This window comes from Streptomyces iranensis (genome assembly GCF_017874715.1).
Taxonomy (GTDB): domain Bacteria; phylum Actinomycetota; class Actinomycetes; order Streptomycetales; family Streptomycetaceae; genus Streptomyces; species Streptomyces iranensis.
Map to the genome: position 1 here is coordinate 278,493 of NZ_JAGGLR010000007.1, position 25,019 is coordinate 303,511.

At 73.8% G+C, this 25,019-nt stretch carries 4 protein-coding genes; all 4 read right to left on the bottom strand.

The features are described from left to right. Positions 1 to 19: 19 nt before the first annotated feature. Positions 20 to 4,987: a type I polyketide synthase gene (locus tag J2Z30_RS14810; RefSeq protein WP_209468680.1), complete on the bottom strand. Its 4,968-nt coding sequence runs from the start codon at positions 4,985 to 4,987 to the stop codon at positions 20 to 22. Positions 4,988 to 5,051: 64 nt separating this feature from the next. After that, positions 5,052 to 10,292, bottom strand: a complete 5,241-nt coding sequence (locus tag J2Z30_RS14815) for a type I polyketide synthase (protein WP_209468681.1) — start codon at positions 10,290 to 10,292, stop codon at positions 5,052 to 5,054. Further along, positions 10,292 to 23,899 (bottom strand): type I polyketide synthase, encoded by a 13,608-nt coding sequence (locus tag J2Z30_RS50910; RefSeq protein ID WP_052701200.1) that lies wholly within the window; start codon positions 23,897 to 23,899, stop codon positions 10,292 to 10,294. Before J2Z30_RS50910 ends, J2Z30_RS14815 begins: the two co-directional genes overlap by 1 nt. Before the next feature lie 137 nt (positions 23,900 to 24,036). Beyond that, positions 24,037 to 25,011 carry a dTDP-glucose 4,6-dehydratase gene (gene rfbB / locus J2Z30_RS14840; protein WP_044567919.1) on the bottom strand — a complete coding sequence of 325 codons (975 nt, stop codon included), beginning with the start codon at positions 25,009 to 25,011 and terminating at the stop codon, positions 24,037 to 24,039. Positions 25,012 to 25,019: the final 8 nt, after the last annotated feature.

The window sequence follows — 25,019 nt, forward strand, 5'->3', positions numbered from 1 at the left end:
GCTCCGCAGTCGAGTCTCGTCAGAGGTCGTTCTTGTCGTAGGCCATGCGCACGAGGTCAGCCACGTCCAGGTCGTCGATGGACTCGGCGGGCTCCTCGTCCGCCGGTGCGGTGGCCGGACCGTGGGAACCGGCCAGCCGCAACAGCTCGTCCAGCAGTCCGGATTCGCGGAGCCGGAGCAGGGGGATGGAGGTCAACGCCGCGCGGACGTCGGCCTCTTCGGGGTCGAGGGCGGTGGCGGCGGTGGCGGTGGCGGCGGTGTCATCGGGGAAGAGTTCGGCGCCGATGTGTCCGGCGAGCTCCTCCGCGCTCGGGTAGTCGAAGACGACGGTGACGGGGAAGCGGAGCCCGGTGGCGGTGCCCAGGCGGTTGCGCAGGTCGACGGCGCTCAGGGAGTCGAAGCCCAACTCGCGGAAGGCGCGCGTGGCGTCGACGGCCTCGGGGCCGGGGTAGCCGAGGACGGTGGCGATCTGCGAGCCCACCAGCGACAGCACGGCCGCCCGCCGGTCCGCCGGGGCCAACTCGGTCAGCCGGTCACGCAGCGAGGAGGACTCACCGGTCGCGTCCGCCCGGGTGTCGGCGTCGGCCGCGAGGATCCGCGCCACGTCGGGCACCTGACCGATGAGCGGGCTGGGCCGGGCCGAGGTGAAGACGGGGACGAACCGCTCCCAGTCCACGTCGGCGACCACGACCACGGTCTCGTCCCGCTCCATCACCTGCCAGAACGCGTCGATGGCGAGCCGGGGGGACATGAACGGGATGCCCCGGCCGCGCAGTTGCTCCTCGGCGAGGTTGGCGGCCATCCCGCCCTCCTCGGGGCTCCAGATTCCCCACACCACCGAAGTGGCGGTGAGGCCGCGGGCCCGGCGGTGCTCGGCGAGCCCGTCGAGATAGGCGTTGGCGGCGGCGTACGCGCCGTGTTCGCCACTGCCCCAGACGGCCGAGATCGAGGAGAAGAGCACGAAGGAGTCGAGCGTGTCCCGGTCGAAGAGGGCGTCCAGGTTCGCGGCGCCCGCGACCTTGGCCTCCGCCGTGTCCGCGAACTCCGCCAGATCGGTGTCGGCGAGCGGGACGAGCACACCGGCACCGGCGATGTGCAGTACGGAACGGATCGGCGGGCCCTCGGCCTCCACCCGCCGTACGAGCGCCTCCAGCGCGGCGCGGTCGGCCACATCGCACGCGGCCACGGTGACCTTGGCGCCGAGCTCGGTCAGTTCGGCCTTGAGCTTGTCGGCGCCGGGCGCCTCGGGGCCACGGCGGCTGGTGAGCACGAGGTGTTCGGCACCGGCCTGGGCCAGTCGCCGGGCGATCTGGGCTCCGACGCCGCCGGTCCCGCCGGTGAGCAGCACGGTGCCCTCGGGGGTCCACGCGGGGCCGCTCCCCCGGTGCTCCGCGGCCCGTACCAGCCGCCGGACGAACACCCCGGAGGGCCGCAGGGCCAGCTGGTCCTCTTCGTCGAGGCGGCCCGCGAGCGCACCGCACAGCCGGGTGGTCACCCGGCCGTCGACGGTGTCCGGCAAGTCGACCATGCCGCCCCAGCGCTGGGGGTGTTCCAGGGCGGCGACCCGGCCCAGTCCCCATACGGCCGCCTGGGCGGGGCTGTCGAGGGCATCGGTGCCGCCGACGGACACGCCGCCACGGGTGGCCAGCCACAGCGGGGCGTCCACCCCGGTGTCGCCGAGGGCCTGGACGAGGGCGAGGGTGAGTGCGAGTCCCATGGGCACGCCCGCGTGTGCGGGGTGCGGTGCGTCGGGGAGCCCGAGCAGCGAGAGCACTCCGGCCGGGGTGCCCCCGGCGGTGGCCTCGGCGAGCCGCGCGGCGACCGCGGCGCGGTCGGCCTCGGCCACCTCGACGGTGACGACCGTTGCGCCGTGGGTCTCCAGGCCACCGCGTACGGCGTCGACGAGCTCGGTGCCGGGGTGTCCGGCGGGGTGTCCGAGGAGGTTTCCGGCGGGGTGTCCGACGAGGTTTCCGGCCGGGACCGCGAGCAGCCAGGTGCCGGTCAGGGCCACCGAGGCCGGGTCCGGCACCCGGTTCCAGGTGACGTGGTAGCGCCAGGAGTCGAGTACGGACCGCTCACGGCGGCCGCGCCGCCAGGAGGACAGCGCCGGGAGCACGGTCCGCAGCGACGACCGCTCCTCGTCGGCGTCCACCTCCAGCGCGGCGGTCAGCGCGGCCAGATCCTCGCGCTCGACGGCATCCCAGAACTCGGCGTCCACCGGGTCGCCCCCGGTGGCGGCCACCTGCGCCGCGGGCCGCTCCAGCCAGTAGCGCCGGCGCTGGAAGGCGTACGTCGGCAGCTCCACCACGGACGCGCCCAGCCCGGCGAACACCGCGGCCCAGTCGACTGCCACACCCCGGACGAACGCCTCGCCCAGCGAGGCCAGGAACCGCTCCGGGCCGCCCGCGTCACGCCGCAGCGACCCCACGACCACGGCGTCCTCGGCAGCCGCCTGGAGCGGCATCGTCAGCACCGGATGCGGGGACATCTCCAGGAACGTCCCGAACCCGGCGGCCGACAGAGCCCGCACCGCCGACTCCAGCTCGACCGTCTCCCGCAGATTGGAGTACCAATACCCGGCGTCCAGACCGGCGGTGTCCAGGGGTGTGCCCGTGACGGTGGAGTGGAAGGTGATGTCCGAGGTGCGCGGGCGGATCGGGGCGAGCAGGTCGAGCAACTCCTCGCGGAGCGCTGCCACATGGGCCGAGTGGGACGCGTAGTCCACCGGGATCAGCTTCGCCCGTACGTCCTCGGCCTCGCACTCGGCTTGGAGCTCGCGGAGGGCCTCCGGGTCGCCGGACACCACGATCGAGCCGGGGCCGTTGACCGCCGCCACCGATATACGGCCATCCCAGGCGGTAATGCGCTCCCGCACCCGATCGGCACCCTCCGAAACGGACATCATGCCGCCACGCCCCGCCAGCCCACGCCCGATGGCCTGCGACCGCAGCGCCACCACCCGCGCCCCGTCCTCCAACGACAACGCACCCGCCACCACCGCAGCCGCGATCTCCCCCTGCGAATGCCCCACCACAGCAGCAGGAGACACACCACACGCCCGCCACACCTGCGCCAACGACACCACCACCGCCCACAAGGCGGGTTGCACCACATCCACCCGCTCCAACCCCGGCCCCGCACCCCGCAACACCCCCGTCAACGACCAGTCGACGAACGCTGCCAGTGCCGCCTCGCACTCCGCGATCCGCCGCGCGAACACCGGCGAGCAATCCAGCAACTCCACCGCCATCCCTACCCACTGCGACCCCTGCCCCGGAAACACGAACACCGGCTTCCCGGCGTGGCCCGCCACGCCCTGGGCCACGAGGCCACCGGGCTCCGCCCGGGTGAGCGCCGTCAGCCCGGCGCGGAAGTCCTCGACGCCGCCACCGACCACCACCGCGCGGTGGTCGAAGCGGGCGCGGGTGGTGGCCAGCGAGAAGCCCACATCCGCCGGGGACGGCTCCGGATCCTCCGCGAGGCGCGCCAGCAGCCGCTCCGCCTGGCCCCGCAGACCCGACTCGGTCTTGGCCGACAGCACCCACGGCACCGCCGCGCCGCCCACCGGTGCCACGCCCTCGGTTGACGTGTCCGCGGGCCCGGTGGCCTCGGCGGCCTGCTCGATGATGGCGTGGGCGTTGGTGCCGCTGGCGCCGAAGGCGGACACCCCGGCGCGGCGGACCCGCCCGGTCTCCGGCCACGGCCGGGCCTCGGTGAGCAGTTCGACGGCGCCCGAGGACCAGTCCACGTTGGGCGACGGCTCCTGGATGTGCAGGGTGCTGGGCAGCACCCCGTGGCGGATCGCCTGCACCATCTTGATCACGCCGCCGACGCCCGCGGCGGCGGCCGTGTGGCCGATGTTGGACTTCAGCGAGCCGAGCCACAGCGGCCGGTCGGCTGGTCGGTTCCTGCCGTACGTGGCGAGCAGGGCGGTCGCCTCGATGGGGTCGCCCAGCGACGTTCCCGTGCCGTGTGCCTCGACCACGTCCACATCGGTCCCGGAGAGGGTGGCGTTGGCCAGCGCCTGGCGGATCACCCGCTGCTGGGCGCGGCCGTTGGGCGCGGTGAGGCCGTTGCTGGCGCCGTCCTGGTTGATGGCGGAGCCCCGTACCACCGCGAGCACGGTGTGTCCGTTGCGGCGGGCGTCCGAGAGCCGTTCCAGCAGCAGTACTCCGACGCCTTCGCCCCAGGCGGTGCCGTCGGCCGTCGAGGAGAACGCCTGGCAGCGGGAGGAGGTGGACAGCGCCCGCTGGCGGCTGAACTCGATGAAGCCGCTCGGCGTGGACATCACGGTGGTGCCGCCGGTGAGCGCCATCGAGCAGTCGCCCTGGCGCAGCGACTGGCAGGCCATGTGCAGCGCCACCAGCGACGACGAGCACATGGTGTCGACCGTAACGGCCGGTCCCTCCAGGCCCAGGGTGTAGGCGACCCGGCCGGAGAGGATGGCGCCCGAGGCCCCCATGGACATCTGGCCTTCCAGCCCCTCGGGGAGCTCGGTCAGATCGCGGGCGTAGTCGAAGTCGGTGGCGCCCATGAAGATGCCGGTGTCGCTGCCGCGCAGGGTGCCCGGGTCGATTCCGGCCCGTTCGAAGGTCTCCCAGACCACTTCCAGCAGCAGCCGCTGCTGCGGGTCCATGGTGAGGGCCTCGCGTGGCGAGATGCCGAAGAACGCCGGGTCGAACTGGTCCACGTCCTGGAGGAATCCGCCCTGGCGGGCGTAGGTGCGGCCCTCGCGGTCGGGGTCCGGGTCGAAGAGGTTCGGCAGGTCCCAGCCCCGGTCTGCCGGGAAGTCACCCATGCCGTCCCGGCCTTCGGCCACGGCCTGCCACAGGTCCTCGGGCGACCGGATGTCGCCCGCGTAGCGGCAGTTCATCGCCACGATGGCGATCGGCTCGGGGACCTGCAGCTCCTGGATCCGGCGGTGTGCGGCGCGGAGGTGGCCGGTGGCCCGCTTGAGGTAGTCGCGCAGCTTCTTCTCGTTGTCCATGGTCGTCAGCTCCTCAAGAGGGCCGGAACGTCGGTGGCGGCCGGGGCGGTGGCGCGGCGGTTCATCAGGCCGTCAGATCCCGGCCCAGCAGCTCGAACATTCCGTCGAGCAGCTCGAACATGTCGTCGTCGGTGGCCGATTCGATGTCGTCCAGCTCCAGAGCGGCGAGGGTGGACTGGACGCGGTCGAGTTCGGCGAGCGCCACGGTGTCCACGGACTCCCCGCCCGATGGCAGGAGTTCCTCCCGCAGGAGTACGGCGAGGTCGTCGGCGGTCGGGTAGTCGAAGACGAGGGTGACCGGCAGCCGCAGCCCGGTGGCGGCGTTCAGCCGGTTGCGCAGATCGACGGCGGTCAGCGAGTCGAAGCCCAGCTCCTTGAAGGCCCGTCCGGTCTCCACCGCGCCCGCGTCGGCGTAGCCGAGGGCCGCGGCCGCCTGCTCGCTCACCAGCTCCACGAGGGCGGTGTGCCGGTCGGCCGGGCCGAGCTCCGCGAGCCGCGTGCGCAGCCCGGCGGCGCCACCGGCCGCCTCCCGCTCCGCTCCGGCCGGATCCTGCCCGGTGCCGCCCGCCTCGGGGAGGTCGGCGAGCAGCGGCAGCGGGCGGGTGGTGGACAGGGCGGGGGCGAAACGGCCCCAGTCGATGTCGGCCGCGACGAGCAAGCCATCGCCCCGCGCGACCGTCTGCCGCAGCAGCTCCAGCGCCCGTGCGCCGTCGATGGGCGGCGCGCCGCGGCGGCGCAGCTGGTCCGCCACCTCGCCGTCGATCATTCCGCCGCCCGCCCAGGCGCTCCAGGCCACCGAGGTGGCGGGCAGGCCGTCCGCGCGACGCAGTTGGGCGAGCGCGTCGAGATACGCGCTGGCCGCCGCGTAGTTGCCCTGTCCGGCGGCGCCCACGGTGCCGGCGATCGAGGAGATCAGGACGAAAGCGTCCAAGTCCAGGGCCCGGCCCCGGCCGCGGTCCCGGCCACGGTCCCGCGTGAGCTCGTGCAGATGGCGCGCGCCCGCCACCTTGGGGCGCAGTACGGCCTCGATCCGCTCGGGGGTGAGCGCGTCGACGGTGGCGTCGTCCAGCGCGCCCGCGGCGTGCACCACGGCGGTGAGCGGGTGGTCCGCGCCGTCGCCCACGACCTGGTCCAGCAGGTGTGCCAGCGCCTCACGGTCGGCCACATCGCACGCGGCGACGGTCACCCGGGCGCCGCGCTCGGTCAGTTCGGCCTCCAGCGCGGCCGCGCCCGGGGCCTGGGGCCCGCGGCGGCTGACCAGCACCACGTGTTCGGCGCCCTTGTCGACCAGCCCGCGGGCGATCTGGGCGCCGACGCCACCGGTGCCGCCGGTGATCAGGACGGTGCCGCGGGGCTGCCAGCGCTCAGCGGAACGGGTGGCCCCGGCCCGCCGGAGCCGCCGGGCGAGGGTGCCCGAGGCTCGGATGGCCAGTTGGTCCTCGCCGTCCTGGCCGGTCAGGGCGCGGGCGAGGGCCCGGAGGGCGCCCTCGTCGAGTGTCCCGGGCAGATCGATCAGCCCGCCCCAGCGCTGCGGATGCTCCAGGGCGACCGCGCTGCCCAGACCCCAGACGAGAGCTTGGGCCGGGGCTTCGAGGCGGTCGGCGCCGCTGGTCGAGACGGCGCCCCGGGTAACACACCACAGGGGCGCGTCGACACCCGCCTCGCCCAGCGCCCGCACCAGGTCGAGGGTGGTGGCGAACCCGGTGGGGACGTCGGGGTGTTCCGGGTGCGGAGCCTCGTCGAGAGCGAGTAGGGACACCACGCCGCCGGGCGCCCCGGCGTCCCCGAGGGCCTCGGTGATACGGGCGGCGAGCCGGGTGCGGTCGGTGTCGTACGGGCCGACGCGTATGGGGACGACCTCGACGCCGAGCTCGGCGAGCCCGGCGGTGATGGCCTCGGTGGCGGCGGGTCCGGTGAAGGCGGCTGCGGTGAAGGCGGTTGCGGTGGTGGCGGATCCGGTGGTGGCGGATCCGGTGGTGGCGGATCCGGTGGTGGCGGATCCGGTGGTGGCGGGTCCGGCGAGAGCGGCTGCGGTGAAGGCGGCTGCGGCGGTGACGGGCTCGGTGGTGGCGGGTCCAGCCTCGACGGCCCTGGTCACGGCGGCCCTGGAGTTGGCGGCCCCGGTGACGGCGGCTCCCGAATTGGCGGACCCAAACACGGCGGCCCCCGAGCTGGCGAACCCGGCCTCGACGGCCCCGGCCTCAGCGGGGAGCACCATCAGCAGGCGGGCGGGGAGCGTGGCGGTCCGCTCGCCGTCGAGCGGCTGCCAGCCGATGCGGTAGCGCCACGAGTCGAGCATTGCCTGGTCGCTCAGCCGGGAACGCCACGAGGAGAGCAGCGGAAGCACCTCGCTGAGCGGTGCGTCGGCAGCCGCGCCCAGCGTCGCCGTCAGCGCGTCCAGGTCGGCCTTCTCGACCGCGGTCCAGAATTCCGCCTCCGCCGGGCCGGTGGCCGCCTCGGTGACGGGCCTGGTCAGGGGATCGACCCAGTAGCGGATGCGCTGGAACGCGTACGTGGGAAGGTCGACACGCCTCGCTCCCCGCCCCGCGAACAGCCCCCGCCAGTCCACCTCCGCGCCGTGGACGTAGCCCTGGGCGAGCGAGAGCAGCATCCGCTCGGGGCCGCCCTCCTCGCGGCGCAGGGTGCCGATGACGGCGGCCGAGCCCTCGGCGGCCTCGACGGTGGCCTCGATGGCGGCGGCCAGCACGGGGTGCGGGCTCACCTCCACGAACAGCCGGTGGCCGCTGGTGAGCAGCGCCCGGGTGGCCGCTTCGAGCCGTACGGTCTCCCGGAGGTTGCGCGCCCAGTAGGCGGCGTCGAGCCCGGCCGTATCCAGGGGTTCACCGGTGACGGTCGAGTGGAAGACGATCCGCGATGTGCGTGGCCGGATGGGGGCGAGGATCCGCAGCAGCTCGTCGTGGATCTTCTCCACCTGGGCTGAGTGCGAGGCGTAGTCCACCGGGATCAGCTTCGCCCGTACGTCCTCGGCCTCGCACTCCACCTGGAGTTCACGCAGCGCCTCCGGTTCGCCGGAGACGACCATCGCGCCGGGGCCGTTGACGGCCGCCACGGAGATACGGCCGTCCCAGGCGGCGATCCGCTCCCGCACCTCGTCGACCGGGAGCGACACGGACATCATGCCGCCGTGTCCGGCCAGCCCACGCGCGATGGCCTGCGACCGCAGCGCCACCACCCGCGCCCCGTCCTCCAACGACAACGCACCCGCCACCACCGCAGCCGCGATCTCCCCCTGCGAATGCCCCACCACAGCGACAGGCACCACCCCACACGCCCGCCACACCTCCGCCAACGACACCATCACCGCCCACAACGCCGGCTGCACCACATCCACCCGCTCCAACCCCGGCCCCGCACCCCGCAACACCTCAGTCAGCGACCAGTCCACAAACCCCGACAGCGCCGCCTCGCACTCCGCCAACCGACCCGCGAACACCGGCGAAGCATCCAGCAACTCCACCGCCATCCCCACCCACTGCGACCCCTGCCCCGGAAACACGAACACCGGACGGGCCTCCGGCACCGCCGCACCCTCGCCGCGCACCACGCCCGCGGACACCCCACCGGAGGCCAATGCCTCGAGGTGGCCCAGCAGTTGGGAGCGGTCCGCGCCCACCGCCGCGGCGCGGTATTCGAAGGCCGACCGTCCGGTGGCGAGCGAGTGGCCGACATCGGCCGGGGACACCTCGGGGCGCTCGTGCAGATGGGCCAGCAGCCGCTCCGCCTGCGCCCGCAGGGCCGCTTCGCTCCTGCCGGAGAGCACCCAGGGGACGGCGGAGCCGCCGAGCGCGGTCCCGTCGAGGGCGGGGGCAGCGAACGCGGGAGCAACGAACGCGGGGGCAGCGAGTTCGGGAGCGTCGAGCGCGGGCGCGCCTGCTGCCTCGTCCTCCCCGGCGGGCGGGGCCTGTTCGAGGATGACATGGGCGTTGGTGCCGCTCACGCCGAACGCGGACACCCCGGCGCGGCGCGGACGGCCACGCTCGGGCCACTCCCGGGCCTCGCTCAGCAGCTCGACCGCGCCGGAGGACCAGTTGACAGCCGGGGACGCCTGCTCGACATGGAGTGTCTTCGGCAACGTGCCGTGGCGCAGCGCCATCACCGTCTTGATGACGCCGCCGACCCCGGCCGCCGCCTGGGTGTGGCCGATGTTGGACTTGAGCGAGCCGAGCCACAGCGGTTGGCCGGAGGCGCGGCCCTTTCCGTACGTGGCGAGCAGCGCGCCCGCCTCGATGGGGTCGCCGAGCGCGGTGCCGGTGCCGTGGGCCTCGACGGCGTCGACGTCGTCCACCGTGAGCCCGGCCGCGGTCAGCGCCGCCTCGATGACCCGGCGCTGGGCGGGCCCGTTGGGCGCGGCGAGGCCGTTGCTGGCGCCGTCCTGGTTCATGGCGCTGGAGCGCAGCACGGCGAGGACGGGATGACCGTTGCGGCGGGCGTCGGACAGCCGCTCCAGCAGCACCATGCCCGCGCCCTCGCCCCAGCCGGTGCCGTCGGCGCCCGCGGCGAAGGACTTGCAGCGGCCGTTGGCGGCCAGTCCGCGCTGATGGCTGAACTCGACGAAGACACCGGGGGTGGCCATGACCGCCACCCCTCCCGCCAGCGCCAGCGAGCATTCGCCGCGGCGCAGCGCCTGGGCCGCCAGATGCATGGTCACCAGCGAGGACGAGCACGCGGTGTCCAGGGTGATGGCCGGTCCCTCGAGGCCGAGGGTGTAGGAGATCCGGCCGGAGGCCACGCTGGAGACGTTGCCGATCAGCAGATGGCCCTCGACGCTCCGCGGGGCGTACTGCGGGTCCCCGCCGTACTGGAACGAGGCGAGCCCCACATAGACCCCGGCCCTGGTGCCCTTCAGCGAGAGCGGGTCGATGCCCCCGCGTTCGATCGCCTCCCACGACACCTCCAGCAGCAGCCGCTGCTGCGGGTCCATGGCCAGCGCCTCGCGCGGGGAGATGCCGAAGAAGGCCGGGTCGAACTGGTCGGCGTCGTGGACGAAGCCGCCTTCGCGGGTGTTGCAGGTGCCGGACCGGCCCGGGTCGGGGTCGTAGAGTCCCTCGACGTCCCAGCCCCGGTTGGCGGGGAACTCCGAGATCGCGTCGCGGCCCTCGGCCACCAGCCGCCACAGGTCCTCCGGCGAGCGGACCCCGCCGGGGAAGCGGCAGCCCATCGAGACGACGGCGATCGGCTCCCGCTCGTCGGCCTCGATCCGCTCCAGCCGGTCACGGGCCTGCTTGAGGTCGGTGGAGACCCGCTTGAGGTAGGTGAGGAGTTTCTCTTCGTTCTCGTTCGCCATCAGGAAGCCCCGAATTCGTTGTCGATGAAGTCGAAGACCTCGTCGGCGGTGGCGGAGAGGAGGCCGGTGTCGGGGGACGGCCCGCCGGTGTGTTCCGCGGGTGTGCCGCCCAACTTCGCCATGAGGTCGTTCAGCCGCCCCGTCAGCCGCTCCCGCACCCCGTCGTCGGCCATCAGCTCAGGCAGCGCGGACTCCCACCGGTCCAGGTCGTCGAGGAGGGTGCGCACGTCCGCCGGGCGGGCCGACGGCAGCTCGCCGCGGAGGTACTCGGCCAGGGGCGCGGGCGCCGGATAGTCGAAGACGAGGGTGGCGGGCAGGTCCAGTCCGGTGACCGCGGCCAGCCGGTTGCGCAGTTCGACGGCGGTGAGCGAGTCGAAGCCCAGCTCCTTGAAGGGGCGGCCGACTGCGACCGCGTCGGACGAGGAGTGGCCGAGCACGGCCGCCGCCTGGGCGTGCACCAGATCTCGCAGCGCCCGGTCCAGATCCTCGCCCGTGAGGCCCGCGAGACTCGCCAGGAAGGTGTCCGCCCCGTCGTCCGGCCCGGTGGTGTCGGGAGCCGAGGCGGTGGCGAGGGCGTCGCGCACCTCCGGCAGCTCGCCGATCAGCGGCCGGGGGCGTGCGGCGGTGAAGCCGGGGACGAAGCGGTCCCAGCGCACATCGGCGAGGACGAGGGAGGTCTCGCCGGTGTGCAGCGCCTCGCTCAGCGCGGTCACGGCCAACTCCGGTGCCATCGCGGGCAGTCCACGGCGGCTGAGGTGCTCCGCCACCTCGCCGTGCTCGATCATGCCGTGGTCGGCCCAGGGGCCCCAGGCCACCGAGGTGGCGGGGAGACCGCGTGCCTCGCGGTGCTCGGCGAGGGCGTCCAGGTAGGAGTTGGCGGCCGCGTAGGCGCTCTGCCCGCCGCTCCCCCAGGTGGCGGCGATGGACGAGAAGAGCACAAACGCCTCGAGGTGGTCCTGGTCCAGCAACGCGTCCAGATGGGCGGCGCCCAGCACCTTGCCGTCGGACATCTCCGCGAAGTCGGCCACTGTACTGTCGGCGAGCTGCGAGAACTCCACGACGCCCGCGGCGTGGAAGACGGCGTGCACCGGGTCGCCCCCGGTGGTGATCCGGCGCAACAGCGCCGCCACCTCGTCGCGGCCACGGACGTCGCACGCCGCCACCGTCACCCGGACACCGCCCTCGCCCAGCGCGATCAACTCGTCGCGCAGTTCGGCGGCTCCGGGCGCCGCCATGCCACGGCGGCTGGTGAGCACGAGGTGTTCGGCACCGGAGCGGGCCAGCCAACGGGCCACTTGGGCGCCGAGCCCGCCGGTGCCCCCGGTGATCAGCACGGTGCCATGCGGCTTCCAGCTCTCCCGGCCCGGTGTGCGCAACGGCGCCCGGACGAGCCGCCGGACGAACACCCCGGCGTCGCGGAGGGCGAGTTGGTCCTCCGGGCCACTGTCGCCGGCGATGCCGGAGAGCGCGGCACACAACCGGTCCGCCGTGCGCTCGTCGAGGTCGCCGGGGAGGTCGCCGGGGAGGTCGATCAGACCGCCCCACCGCTGCGGGTGCTCCAGGGCCACGACCCGGCCGAGGCCCCAGGTGGCGGCCTGCGCGGGGCCGTCGAGCGGATCGGATCCGCTCACCGAGACGGCACCGGTGGTGGCGAGCCACAGCGGGGCGGCGATCCCCGCGTCACCCAGCGCCTGGATCAGCCCGACGTTGAGAGCCAGACCGGTGGTGAGCGCGGTGTGTTCGGGGTGCGGATCGTCATCGAGGGCGAGCAGCGAGAGCACACCGGTCGGTGTGCCACCGGTGTCCGCCTCGTGGCGCAGCCGCGCGGCGAGCGCGTCACGGCCGGTCGTGGCCACGGTGAGGGGTACGACGCGCGCCCCGCGCCGGTCGAGGGAGGCCGCCACGGTGGCGGCCTGCGCGCCGTCCGCCCGGCCCTCCGGCACGGCTACCCACCAGGTGCCGGACAGCGGCGCCGTACGCTCCTCGACGGCCACCGGGGACCAGGTGATCCGGTAGCGCCAGGAGTCCACGGTGGCGCGGTCGCTCTGGCCCCGGCGCCAGGAGGAGAGCGCGGGCAGCAGTTCACCGAGCCGCGCCTGCTGGTCGATCTCCAGGGTGGTGGTCAGCGCCTCCAGGTCCGCACGCTCGACCGCCTCCCAGAAGCGGGCCTCCACGGAGGACGCGTCCGTGGTGGCGGCGACGGTCGGCGTTCCCGGCGTGGCGGGGTCGAACCAGTAGCGCTGCCGCTGGAAGGCGTACGTGGGCAACTCCACCCGACGCGCACCGCGCCCGGCGAACACCCGCTCCCAGTCGACCTCGCCGCCGTGCGCGTGTACGTGGGCGACACCGGAGAGCAGCGCCTCCGTCTCGTCGCGGTCCTTGCGCAGGAGGGGGATGAACGCCGCCGGACCGGAGACGCACTCCTGGCCCATCGCGGAGAGCACACCGGCCGGGCCGAGCTCCACATAGCGCGTGACACCCTGGGCCTCGAGGAACCGTACGCCGTCCCCGAAACGGACCGCCTGACGCACATGGCGCACCCAGTACTCCGGCGAGCACACCTCCTCGCCCGCCAACTCGCCCGTGAGGTTCGAAACGACCGCCATGCGCGGTGCGGCGTAGGTGATCCGGCCCGCCACCTCGGCGAACTCGGCCAGCATCCCCTCCATCAGCGGCGAGTGGAACGCATGCGAGACGCTCAGCCGCTTGCTCTTGACCCCCACCGCCCCCGCCACCGCGAGCACCGCCGACTCCTCACCGGAGATGACGGTCGCCGCCGGGCCATTGACCGCGGCGACGCTCACCCGGTCCTTGTAACCGGCCAGACGCGGCAGCACGTCCGACTCCGGGGCCTTCAGCGACACCATGGCACCGCCACCGGGCAGCGCCTGCATCAGCCGACCCCGGGCCGCCACCAGCGCACAGCCGTCCTCCAGCGAGAACACCCCCGCCACATGGGCGGCCGCGAGCTCCCCCACCGAATGCCCCACCAGGAAGTCCGGCACCAGACCCCACGACTCCACCAGCCGGAACAGCGCCACCTCCACAGCGAACAGCCCCGTCTGGGTGAACACCGTCCGGTCCAGGGCCTCGGCGTCCTCGCCGAAGACCACCTCCCGCACCGAGCGGTCGAGGTGACGGTCCAGCCCGGCGCAGACCTCGTCGAACGCCGCCGCGAACACCGGGAACGCGGCGCACAACTGCCGCCCCATGCCGAGCCGTTGGGCGCCCTGACCGGTGAACAGGAACGCCGTCCTGCCCTCGTCGTCGGTCGCCGTGCCCGGGACCACGCCCGTGGCGAGCTGCTCCAGGCCGCTCAGCAGCTCCTTCTGGTCGCGGCCGACGACCGCCGCGCGGTGGCCGAAGGCGGACCGGGTCAGCGCCAGCGAGTAGCCCACGTCCACCGGGTCCAGCTCAGGCCGCGCCGCCACATACGACCGCAGCCGCTCCGCCTGGGCACGCAACGCGCCCTCGGTACGTCCGGACACCACCCACGGCACCACGTCGGTGCGCACCGACGGCTCCGGCTCCGGTTCGGCGACCGGGTCGGCGGGCGGCTCCTCCAGGATGAGGTGGGCGTTGGTGCCGCTGATACCGAAGGCGGACACCCCGGCACGCCGCACCCGCTCACCCGCGGGCCACTCCCTGGCCTCGGTCAGCAGCTCGACCGCCCCGGCCGTCCAGTCCACATGCGGGGTGGGCTCCTTGACGTGGAGCGTCCTGGGCAGCAGGCCGTGGCGCATCGCCATGACCATCTTGATGACACCGGCGCCGCCGGCCGCGCCCTGGGTGTGGCCGATGTTGGACTTCAACGCGCCGAGTCTCAGCGGCCGTTCGGCATCCCGGCCCTGGCCGTAGGTGGCGAGGATGGCCTGGGCCTCGATCGGGTCGCCGAGCGTGGTGCCGGTGCCGTGCGCCTCGACGGCGTCCACCTCGGCGGTCGACAGCCCGGCGTTCGCCAGCGCCTGCCGGATCACCCGCTGCTGGGAGGGGCCGTTGGGGGCGGTGAGGCCGTTGCTGGCACCGTCCTGGTTGACGGCCGAACCACGCACCAGAGCCAGCACCTCGTGGCCGTATCTCCGCGCGTCGGACAGCCGCTCCAGGAGCACCATGCTGACGCCCTCGCCCCAGCTGGTGCCGTCGGTGTCGGAGGAGAACGCCTTCGACCTGCCGTCGGGGGCGAGCCCGCGCTGCCTGCTGAACTCGATGAACAGGCTCGGTGTCGACATCATCGTCGTGCCACCCGCCAGCGCCATCGTGCATTCGCCCTGGCGCAGCGCCTGCGCCGCCTGGTGGATGGCGACCAGGGAGGAGGAGCACGCGGTGTCGATGGTGAGCGCCGGGCCCTCCCAGCCGAGGGAGTAGGCGATGCGGCCGGAGACCACGCTGGCGGCCTTGCCGGTCAGCAGATACCCCTCCATGTCCTCGGGGATCTCGCCCAGCCGCGAGGCGTAGTCCTGGCCGGTGGAGCCGATGAACACGCCCGCCGCGCTGCCCTTCGTGGAGTGCGGGTCGATCCCGGCGCGCTCCAGCGCCTCCCAGGAGGTCTCCAGCAGCAGCCGCTGCTGGGGGTCCATGGCGAGCGCCTCGCGCGGGGAGATCCCGAAGAACTCGGGGTCGAAGTCGTAGGCGTCGTAGAGGAAGCCGCCTTCCTTGGCGTAACTCCTGCCCGGCGTATCGGGGTTGGGGTCGTAGAGCTCCTCGACGTTCCAGCCGCGGTCGGTCGGGAAGGTCGAGATCACGTCGCGGCCGTCCGCCACCAGCTCCCACAGGTCCTCGGGGCCGCGGACCCCGCCGGGCAGTCGGCAGCTCATGGCCACGATGGCGATCGGATCGTCGTCGGCGGGGCGGACGGCGGCCACCACGGCCGCCACTTCCGCCTGCTCGCCCAGTGCCTCGCGCCGCAAGTGGTCCACCAGCACGGCGGGGGTCGGGTAGTCGAAGAGGAGGGTGGTCGGCAGCCGCAGGCCGGTGGCGGCGCCAAGCCGGTTGCGCAACTCGACGGCGGTCAGGGAGTCGAAGCCGACCTCGCGGAAGGCGCGGGTGGCCTCGATGTCGTCCGGGGCGGCGAGCCCCAGCACGCCCGCCGCGTGTTCCCGCACCAGGTCCAGCAGGAACGGGTCCCGGTCGGCCGCCGGGAGGGCGGCCAGCCGCCGCCCGAACGAGCTCTCGTCGGTGTCCGCGGCCCCGCCTCCGCCACCGGCCCGTACGACGCGGCGGACCGGCGTCCGGACCAGGCCGCGCAGACAGGCCGGTACGGCGACCTGGCCGGGGGTGGCGGCGCTCGCGGCGCGCTTGCGCAGATCGGCCAGGTCGAGCCGGACGGGCACGAGCGTGGCATCGCCCGCCGCCCGCGCCGCGTCGAAGAGTTCCATGCCCTCCGCGCTGGGCAGCGGACGGATCCCGGAGCGCGCCATGCGCCGCACATCGGCGTCGTCCAGATGCCCGCTCATGCCGCTGCGCTGCTCCCACAGGCCCCAGGCGAGGGACTGGGCGGCCAGGCCACGGGCCGCGCGGTGCTGGGCGAGGGAGTCCAGGAAGGCGTTGGCGGCGGCGTAGTTGGCCTGTCCTGCGTTGCCGATGGTGGCGACGACGGAGGAGTAGAGGACGAACGCGGCCAGGTCGTGGTCCGCGGTCAGCTCGTGCAGATTCCACGCGGCGTCCACCTTGGGCCGCAGCACCCGGTCCAGCCGCTCGGGGTTCAGCGCGTCAACGACGCCGTCGCCGAGCACACCCGCCGCGTGGATCACGGCCGTCAACGGATGCGCGGCGGGTATCGCGCCGAGAAGCCCGGCGAGCGCCTCCCGGTCGGCGGCATCACAGGCGGCGACGGTGACGGTGGCCCCCAACTCCGCCAGCTCGGCTCGGAGTTCGCCCATACCGTCGGCCGCGGGCCCACGCCGACTGACCAGCAGCAGATGCCGTACGCCGTGCTCGCCCACCAGATGGCGGGCGACGAGCCCACCGAGGGTCCCGGTGGCCCCGGTGATGAGAACGGTGCCTTCGGGGTCCATCGGTCGGCGACTGCCGGCGAGCCCGGCGGCCCGAGTGGCGGCGGCCCCGGCGCCCTTGGGGGCTCCGGTGGCGGCGGCCCTGGTGGCAGCGGCCCTGGTGGCCCCGGTGGCGGCGGCATCGGCCCCCTCGGTGGCGGCAGCCCCGGCACCGCGGGCGTCGACGACCACAGCAGCGCTGGTGACCCCGGAGCCAGTGGCCCCAGCGGCTCCGATGGCGGCAACCCCAGCAGGCCCGGTGACCCCGGTGGCGGCGGCCGCTGTGCCGGTGACACCGGCCCCCTCCGTGGCGGCAGCCCCGGCACCGCGGGCGTCGACGACCACAGCAGTCCTGGTAACCCCGGAGCCAGTGGCCCCAGCGGCTCCGGTGGCTCCGTTGGCGGCAACCCCAGCAACCCCGGTGTCGGTCCCGGCAAGCCCGGTGACGGTGGCCCCGGCAGCCGAGGCACCCTCGGTGGCGGCGGCCCCGGCGGCTCCGGTGGCGGCAACCTCGGCGGGCTCGGTGACCCCGGTGGCGGTGGCCTCGGCCGTTCCCGCCTCCCTCGCCACCCGCCCCAGCCGGGGCGCCCTCACCCGGCCCTCGCGGACCGCGCACTGGGGTTCGCCGGAGGCGATCGCAGCCGGGAGGGCGGCCGGCGACTCCGGATCGGCGTCGAGATCGACGAGGACGAAGCGGCCGGGGTGTTCCGACTGGGCCGAGCGCACCAGGCCCCATACGGCGCCGTGGGCCACATCCGGGACCTCCTCGCCGGGGGCGGCCGCGACCGCGCCGCGGGTGAGGAACACCAGCCGGGAGGAGGCGAGGCGTTCATCGGAGATCCAGCGCTGGATCAGCGCCAGTGCCCGGTGGGTGGCCGCGTGGGCCGCCTCCGCCACATCTCCGTCGCCCTCGGCGACGCACGGCACCAGCACCGCGTCCGGCGCATCCGCCGTCTCGTCGTAGGGCACCGCCTGCACGGCCGCGGAGAGCCCGAGCGGGTCGTCACCGAGCACCGCCCAGGTCGCCGGAGTCCCGGTCGCGGTGGTGTCCGCGGCGGACACCGCGGGCCACTTCAGGCGGAACAGCGACGGGTGGAGGGCGGAGTGGCCGCCGATCGGTTCGGGCGTGGCCACCGCGCGCAGCACGAGCCGGTCGACCGAGGCCACCGGGGCGCCGCTCAGGTCGGCCGCGACGACCGCGTACGTATCGGGACCCGTCGGCGTCAGCCGCACCCGCAGCGCCGTGGCGCCCGTGGCGTGCAGGGCGACACCACTCCATGCGGCGGCCAGCCGCGCGCCGTCTCCGTCGCCGTCGCCGTCGCCCGGGGTTTCCACCGCGTCGAGGGCCGACTCCAGCAGCACCGGGTGCAGTCCGTAGCGCCCGGCGTCGGCCTCCTCGGCCTCGGTCAGCCCGACCTCGACGTAGCGGTCCGCACCGAGCCGCCAGGCGGCGACGGCGCCTCCCGCCACCTCCGCCGGGACGGCGTCGGCCGGGGGCCACGCGGCGAGGCCGATGTCCGTGGCCGGGCCACCGGTGCCCAGGACCGCCGTGGCGTAACGCGTCCACGGCTCGTCGGAGTCCGCGCCCTCGGCGCGCGCGTGGACGCTGAGGGCGCGCGAGCCCCCGCCGTCCGGGGCGCCGACGCGCACCTGGATCACCGCGGCGCCCTTCTCGGGCAGCACCAACGGCGCGTCCAGGGACAGTTCCTCGATCCGGTCGCAGCCGACCTGGTCGCCCGCCCGGATCGCCAGTTCGGCGAGGGCGCTGCCGGGGAGCACGGCGGCGTCGGGGCCGGTGCGCTCGGTCAGCCAGGGGTGGTCCTGGGCGGAGATCCGGCCGGTGAACAGGTGGTCGTCCGCGCCCGCCAGCGGGACCGCCGCACCGAGCAGCGGATGCCCGGCCGCGTCGAGCCCGGCCGCCGCCACATCGCTCGCCGCGACCGGCTTGTCCAGCCAGTACCGCTGCCGCTGGAACGGATACGTCGGCAGCGCCAGGGCACGCTCACCGCGGCCCGGCGCGCCCCCGAACACCACGTCCCACGCCGGTTCGACACCCTGGACGTACGCCTCGGCGAACGAGCCGGCGAAGCGCTCCGGGTCGCCCTCGTCCCGGCGCAGCGTGCCGACGACGACGGCGGCGTTTCCGCCCGCCTCCTCGATGGTCTGCTGGAGCGACATGGCGAGCATGGGGTGCGGGGCGCATTCGATGAACGCCGTGTGGCCGTCGGCCAGCAGCGCCCGGGTGGCCCGCTCGAAGTCCACCGGCTCGCGCATGTTCCGGTACCAGTAGTCGGTGTCCAGCTCGGTGGTGTCCAGCGGCCCGCCGGTCACCGTGGAGTAGTACGCAATCCGCGAGGCGTGCGGCCGCACCCCCGCCACCTCGCGCAGCAGCCGCTCGCGCAACCCGTCGACCTGCGGGGAGTGTCCGGCGGTGTCCACGCCCGGCACCCGGCGGGACTTCACCCCGTCGGCGGCGAGCTCGGCCATGAAGGCGTCCAGGGCCTCCGGGTCGCCGGAGACGGTCACGGTGGCGGGGCTGTTGACGGCGGCGATGCCGAGCCGTTCGCTCCACGGCCGCAGCCGCTCGGCGACCGTCCCGGCCGACGCGAGCACCGAGAGCATGCCGCCCTTGCCACTCAGCTCGGCCCACGCCTGGCTGCGCCTGGCCACCACCTTGGCGGCGTCCTGGAGCGAGAGCCCTCCGGCCACGTACGCGGCGGCGATCTCGCCCTGCGAATGGCCGACCACGGCGGCCGGTTCGACGCCGTGACTGCGCCACAGCGCCGCCAGCGACACCATCACCGCGAACAGCGCGGGCTGCACCACGTCGATACGGGACAGCGACGGGGCGCCCGGTTCGCCGCGCAGCACATCGCGCAACGACCAGTCCAGGAACGGCTCCAGGGCGTCGGCGCACTCCTCCAGCCGCTCCGCGAAGACCGGCGAGGCGTCCCACAGCGGGAGTGCCATCCCGATCCACTGAGAGCCCTGCCCGGGGAAGACGAACACGGTCTTCCGCCGGCCGCCCGCCGCGCCCTGGACCACGTGGGGAGCCGGGGTGCCCTGCGCGAGCGCGCCGAGGCCGTCCAGGAGCCGTTCCCGGTCCCGGCCGAGGACCACCGCCCGGTGGCCGAAGGCCGTGCGGGTGGTGGCAAGGGCGTGGCCGAGTGCGGCGAGGTCGGTGCCGGGGTGGTCGGCCAGGTGGTCCCGCAACTGCTCGGCCCGGGTGCGCAGGGCCTGTTCGGTGCGCCCGGACAGCACCCAGGGCAGCACGGGCAGCCCCGGGGCCGCCGGGCGCGGCTCGTCGTGGCCGGCGGCCGGTTCGGCCGGGGCCTGCTCCAGGATGGCGTGTGCGTTGGTGCCGCTGATGCCGAAGGACGACACGCCCGCGCGGCGCGGCCGCCGGGTCTCCGGCTCCGGCCACGGCCGGGCCTCGGTCAGCAGCTCCACGGCCCCGGACGACCAGTCGACATGCGGCGAGGGCTCGTGTACGTGCAGGGTCCGGGGCAGGACGCCGTGGCGCAGCGCCAGCACCATCTTGATGACCCCGGCCACGCCCGCCGCCGCCTGCGGGTGGCCGACGTTGGACTTCAGCGAGCCCAGCCACAGCGGCCGGTCCTCGGCGCGGTCCTGACCGTACGTGGCCAGCAGCGCGCCCGCCTCGATGGGGTCGCCGAGCGCGGTGCCGGTGCCGTGTGCCTCGACCGCGTCCACATCGGCCGCGCTCAGCCCCGCGTCGGCCAGCGCCTGCCGGATGACCCGTTGCTGGGCCGGGCCGCTCGGGGCGGTGAGGCCGTTGCTCGCGCCGTCCTGGTTGGTGGCGGAGCCGCGGACCAGCGCCAGCACCTGGTGGCCATTGCGCCGCGCGTCCGACAGCCGCTCCAGCAGCACCATGCCCACACCCTCGCCCCAGCCGGTGCCGTCGGCGTCGGACGAGAACGCCTTGCAGCGGCCGTCGGGCGACAGCGCCTTCTGACGGCTGAGCTCCACGAAGATCCCGGGGCTGGACATCACGGTGGCGCCGCCGGCCAGCGCCAGCGAGCACTCGCCCTGGCGCAGCGACCGTACGGCCATGTGCAGGGCCACCAAGGAGGACGAACAGGCCGTGTCGACGGTCACCGCCGGGCCCTCGAGACCCCAGGTGTAGGCGATCCGGCCGGAGGCGACGCTGGTGGTGCCGCCGGTCAGCAGATAGCCCTCGAACCCCTCCGACGCCTCGTCCATCCGCGGCCCGTAGTCCTGCGGCATGGCACCGACGAAGACACCGGCGTCGCTGCCCTTGAGCGTGGTGGGGTCGATCCCGGCTCGCTCGAACGCCTCCCACGCGGTCTCCATCAGCAGCCGCTGCTGGGGATCCATCGCCTGGGCCTCGCGGGGACTGATGCCGAAGAAGGCCGGGTCGAACTGGTCGGCCTCGTGGAGGAATCCGCCCTCGCGCACATAGCTGGTGCCGTGGCGGGCCGGGTCCGGGTCGTAGAGCCCGTCCAGGTCCCAGCCCCGGTTGGCGGGGAAGCCCGCGATGGCGTCCCGGCCCTCGCTGACCAGCTGCCACAGCTGCTCGGGGGTGCGCACCCCGCCGGGGAGACGGCAGCTCATCGCCACGATGGCGATCGGGTCGTCGCCGCCCGTGGTGGTCCGGGTGGCGGCCGGGCGCGGGGCCACGGCCACCGGGGAGCCCGCCACCACGTCCCGGAGGTGGTGGGAGAGGGCCAGCGGGGTGGGGTGGTCGAAGAGGACGGTCCCGGCGAGCCGTGTTCCGGTGGCGGTGCCGAGGAGGTTGCACAGCTCGACGGACATCAGCGAGTCGAAGCCGAGGTCCTTGAAGATCTTCTCGGGGTCGACGGCGTCGGGGCCCGGGGAGCCCAGCACCCAGGCGGTATGCGTACGGACCAGCTCCAGCGCCACGCGCTCGCGCTCGGCGGCGTCGGTCAGGGCCGCGAACTCCGCACGCCAGGAGAGGGGTTCATCGGTGGCGGCGTCCTCGGTGCCGGGGAGGTCGGTGCCCAGCCAGTAGCGCTGCCGCTGGAAGGCGTACGTGGGCAACTCCACCCGACGCGCACCGCGCCCGGCGAACACCCGCTCCCAGTCGACGTCTCCGCCATGCGCGTGCACCTGGGCGACACCGGAGAACAGCGCCTCGGTCTCGTCGCGGTCCTTGCGCAGAAGGGGGATGAACGCGGCCGGACCGGAGACGCACTCGCGGCCCATCGCGGAGAGCACACCGGCCGGGCCGAGCTCGACAAAGCGGGTGACACCCCGGGCCTCGAGGAACCGTACGCCGTCCCCGAAACGGACCGCCTGACGCACATGGCGCACCCAGTACTCCGGCGAGCACACCTCCTCGCCCGCCAACTCGCCCGTGAGGTTCGAAACGACCGCCATGCGCGGTGCGGCGTAGGTGATCCGGCCCGCCACCTCGGCGAACTCGGCCAGCATCCCCTCCATCAGCGGCGAGTGGAACGCATGCGAAACGCTCAGCCGCTTGCTCTTGACCCCCACCGCCCCCGCCACCGCGAGCACCGCCAACTCCTCACCCGAGATGACGGTCGCAGCCGGGCCGTTGACCGCGGCGACGCTCACCCGGTCCTCGTAACCCGCCAGACGCGGCAGCACCTCGGCCTCCGGGGCCTGGAGGGAGACCATCGCACCGCCGCCGGGCAGCGCCTGCATCAGCCGCCCCCGCGCTGCGACGAGTGCGGCGGCGTCCTCCAGCGAGAACACCCCCGCCACATGGGCGGCCGCGAGCTCCCCCACCGAATGCCCCACCAGGAAGTCCGGCACCAGACCCCACGACTCCACCAGCCGGAACAGCGCCACCTCCACAGCGAACAGCCCCGTCTGGGTGAACACCGTCCGGTCCAGGGCCTCGGCGTCCTCACCGAACACCACCTCCCGCACCGAACCGTCCAGATGACGGTCCAGTTCCGCACACACCTCGTCGAACGCCGCCGCGAACACCGGGAACGCGGCATACAACTCCCGCCCCATGCCCAGCCGTTGAGCGCCCTGACCGGTGAACAGGAAAGCCGTGCCGCCGCTGCCCGCCACCGTGCCCGGGACCACGCCCGTGGCGAGCTGGTCAAGACCGTTCAGCAGCTCCTCACGGTCGCGGCCGACGACCGCCGCCCGGTGGCCGAAGGCGGACCGGGTCAGCGCCAGCGAGTAGCCCACGTCCACCGGGTCCAGCTCAGACTGCGCCGCCACATACGACCGCAGCCGCCGCGCCTGGGCCCGCAACGCCGCCTCGCCGCGGGCCGAGAGCACCCACGGCACCGTGCCGAGGGCCGTCGGCCGTTCCTCGGCGGGGTCGTCAGCGGGGGCGTCGGCGGGTGCTTCCTCCAGCACCATGTGCACATTGGTGCCGCCCATGCCGAACGAGCTGACACCCGCGAGCCGTGGGGCGTCCGCGTCCGCCTCCGGGACCCAGGCATCAAGGGTGGTCTGGACCGTGAGGCCCAGGGTGTCCAGGGGGATCGCTGGGTTCGGTGTCTCGTGGTTGAGGCTCGGGAACAGCTCGCGGTGGGCGAGCGAGAGCACCGTCTTGATGAGACCGGTGATTCCGGCCGCGCCTTCGAGGTGGCCCACGTTGGTCTTGGCGGAGCCGACCCGCAGGGGCGCGCCGTCCGCCCGGCCGGCGCCGAGGACCGCGCCCAGCGCCGCGGCCTCGACCGGGTCGCCGATTCTGGTGCCGGTGCCGTGCAGTTCGACGTACTGGACCCGGGCGGGGTCGACCCCGGCGCGCTCGTAGGCGGCGCGCAGCATGGCCTCCTGCCCGTGGGCCGCGGGGGTGGTGAGGCTGTCGCCGCCGCCGTCGTTGTTGGCGTCGGAACCGCGGATCACGCACAGCACCGGGTCGCCGTCGCGCAGCGCGTCCGGGAGCCGCTTGAGCACCACGAGGCCGCCGCCCTCGCCGCGCACATAGCCGTTGGCGCGGGCGTCGAAGGTGAAGGAGCGGCCGTCGGGGGAGAGCGCGCCGAACCGGGAGGCGGCGATGAAGCCGTCGGGGGCGAGGTTGAGCTGGACGCCGCCCGCGACGGCGGTCTCGGTCTCGCCGCGCCGCAGGCTCTCGCAGGCCAGGTGCACGGCGGCCAGGGAGGAGGACTGCCCGGTGTCCACGGCCACGCTCGGGCCGCGCAGCCCGAGGGCGTAGGAGACCCGGTTGGCGATGATGCCGCGGTTCAGGCCGGTGAGGGTGTGCTGGGTGATGGCGGCCGGTTCGCCGCGGTGTACCAGGGCCGCGTAGTCGTCGGCGATGGCGCCGATGAAGACGCCGGTGCGGCTGCCCTCGAGTCGCGCCGGGACGAGGCCGGCGTTTTCCAGGGCCTCCCAGCACAGTTCCAGCGCGAGCCGCTGCTGGGGGTCCATCGCCCGTGCCTCTCGGGGTGAAATCCCGAAGAACTCCGGATCGAACTCGGCTGCCCTTTCGACGAACCCGCCGAATCGAATACCGGCGTCCCGGAGCTCATCGGCATACCGGTCCGCCGGGATCTGTGTGATGGCGCTCTCTCCATTGCGCAGCAACTGCCGGAACTCATCCGGGGTCGATGCGCCCGGCACGCGACATGCCATACCGACGACCGCGATGTGCCCGTCACGCATCAGGGAGTTCTCCGACATCACGACCTCAGACTCTTCTCTCAGTTGAGATTCCGACGCGACTGGACTGACCATGATCCGGAAGTCGACGGTATGGGGCGGGAGTCGACTCAACCACCCCTAACCGCATCCACCCCTAATCCCGGGTGTAGGGGTGGTCACATCTTCTTGAGCGGTTCCCACCAACCGCGGTGTGTCATATACCACTTGGCGGTTTCCGCAAGGCCGTGTCCGAATGACATCTCGGGGCGGTAGCCGAGTTCCGCGGAGATCTTCGCGATGTCCACCGAGTAACGGCGGTCATGACCCTTGCGGTCGGGCACCCGCTCGATCAGGGACCGGTCGGCGCCGAGCAGTTCGAGCAGCCGTTCCGTGAGTTCCAGATTGGTCAGCTCGGTGCCGCCGCCGATGTTGTAGACCTCTCCCGGACGGCCGTTCTCGGCGACCAGGGCGATACCGCGGCAGTGGTCGTCCACATGCAGCCAGTCCCGGACATTCCCGCCGTCGCCGTAGAGCGGCACCGGTTTGCCGTACATGAGATTGGTGACGAAGAGCGGAATGACCTTCTCGGGGTGCTGGTACGGGCCGTAGTTGTTGGAGCAGCGGGTCACACAGACGGGCAGTCCGTGGGTGCGGTGGAAGGCCCGGACCAGCAGATCGGAGGACGCCTTGGAGGCGGAATACGGCGAGTTGGGTTCGAGGGGTTCCTCCTCGCTCCAGGAGCCGCTTTCGATGGAGCCGTAGACCTCGTCCGTGGAGATGTGGACGAACTTTCCGACCTCCGCGTTCGCGGCCGCGTTGAGGAGAGTGTGAGTGCCCAGGACATTGGTGCGCACGAATTCCTCGGCGCCGGATATCGAGCGGTCGACATGTGATTCCGCGGCGAAGTGGACCACCAGGTCGGTGTTCCGCAGCAGCTCGCCGACGAGCTCGCCGTCGCAGATGTCACCGCGCACGAAGCGCAGCCGGGGGCTGTCGGCGACCTCGGCCAGGTTGGCCTCGTTGCCCGCGTAGGTCAGCTTGTCGACCACCACGACCTGGGCGTCCGCCCAGGCCGCGTACGCCCCTGTCAAGGTCTGCCGGACGAAGTGGGAGCCGATGAAGCCCGCGCCGCCGGTCACAACTATGCGCACTGGAGACA

What these genes read in the sequence shown, in the direction of transcription:
- J2Z30_RS14810 (WP_209468680.1), bottom strand. Translation starts at nt 4,987, where the DNA reads ATGGACAACGAGAAGAAGCTGCGCGACTACCTCAAGCGGGCCACCGGC.
- J2Z30_RS14815 (WP_209468681.1), bottom strand. Translation starts at nt 10,292, where the DNA reads ATGGCGAACGAGAACGAAGAGAAACTCCTCACCTACCTCAAGCGGGTC.
- J2Z30_RS50910 (WP_052701200.1), bottom strand. Translation starts at nt 23,899, where the DNA reads ATGTCGGAGAACTCCCTGATGCGTGACGGGCACATCGCGGTCGTCGGT.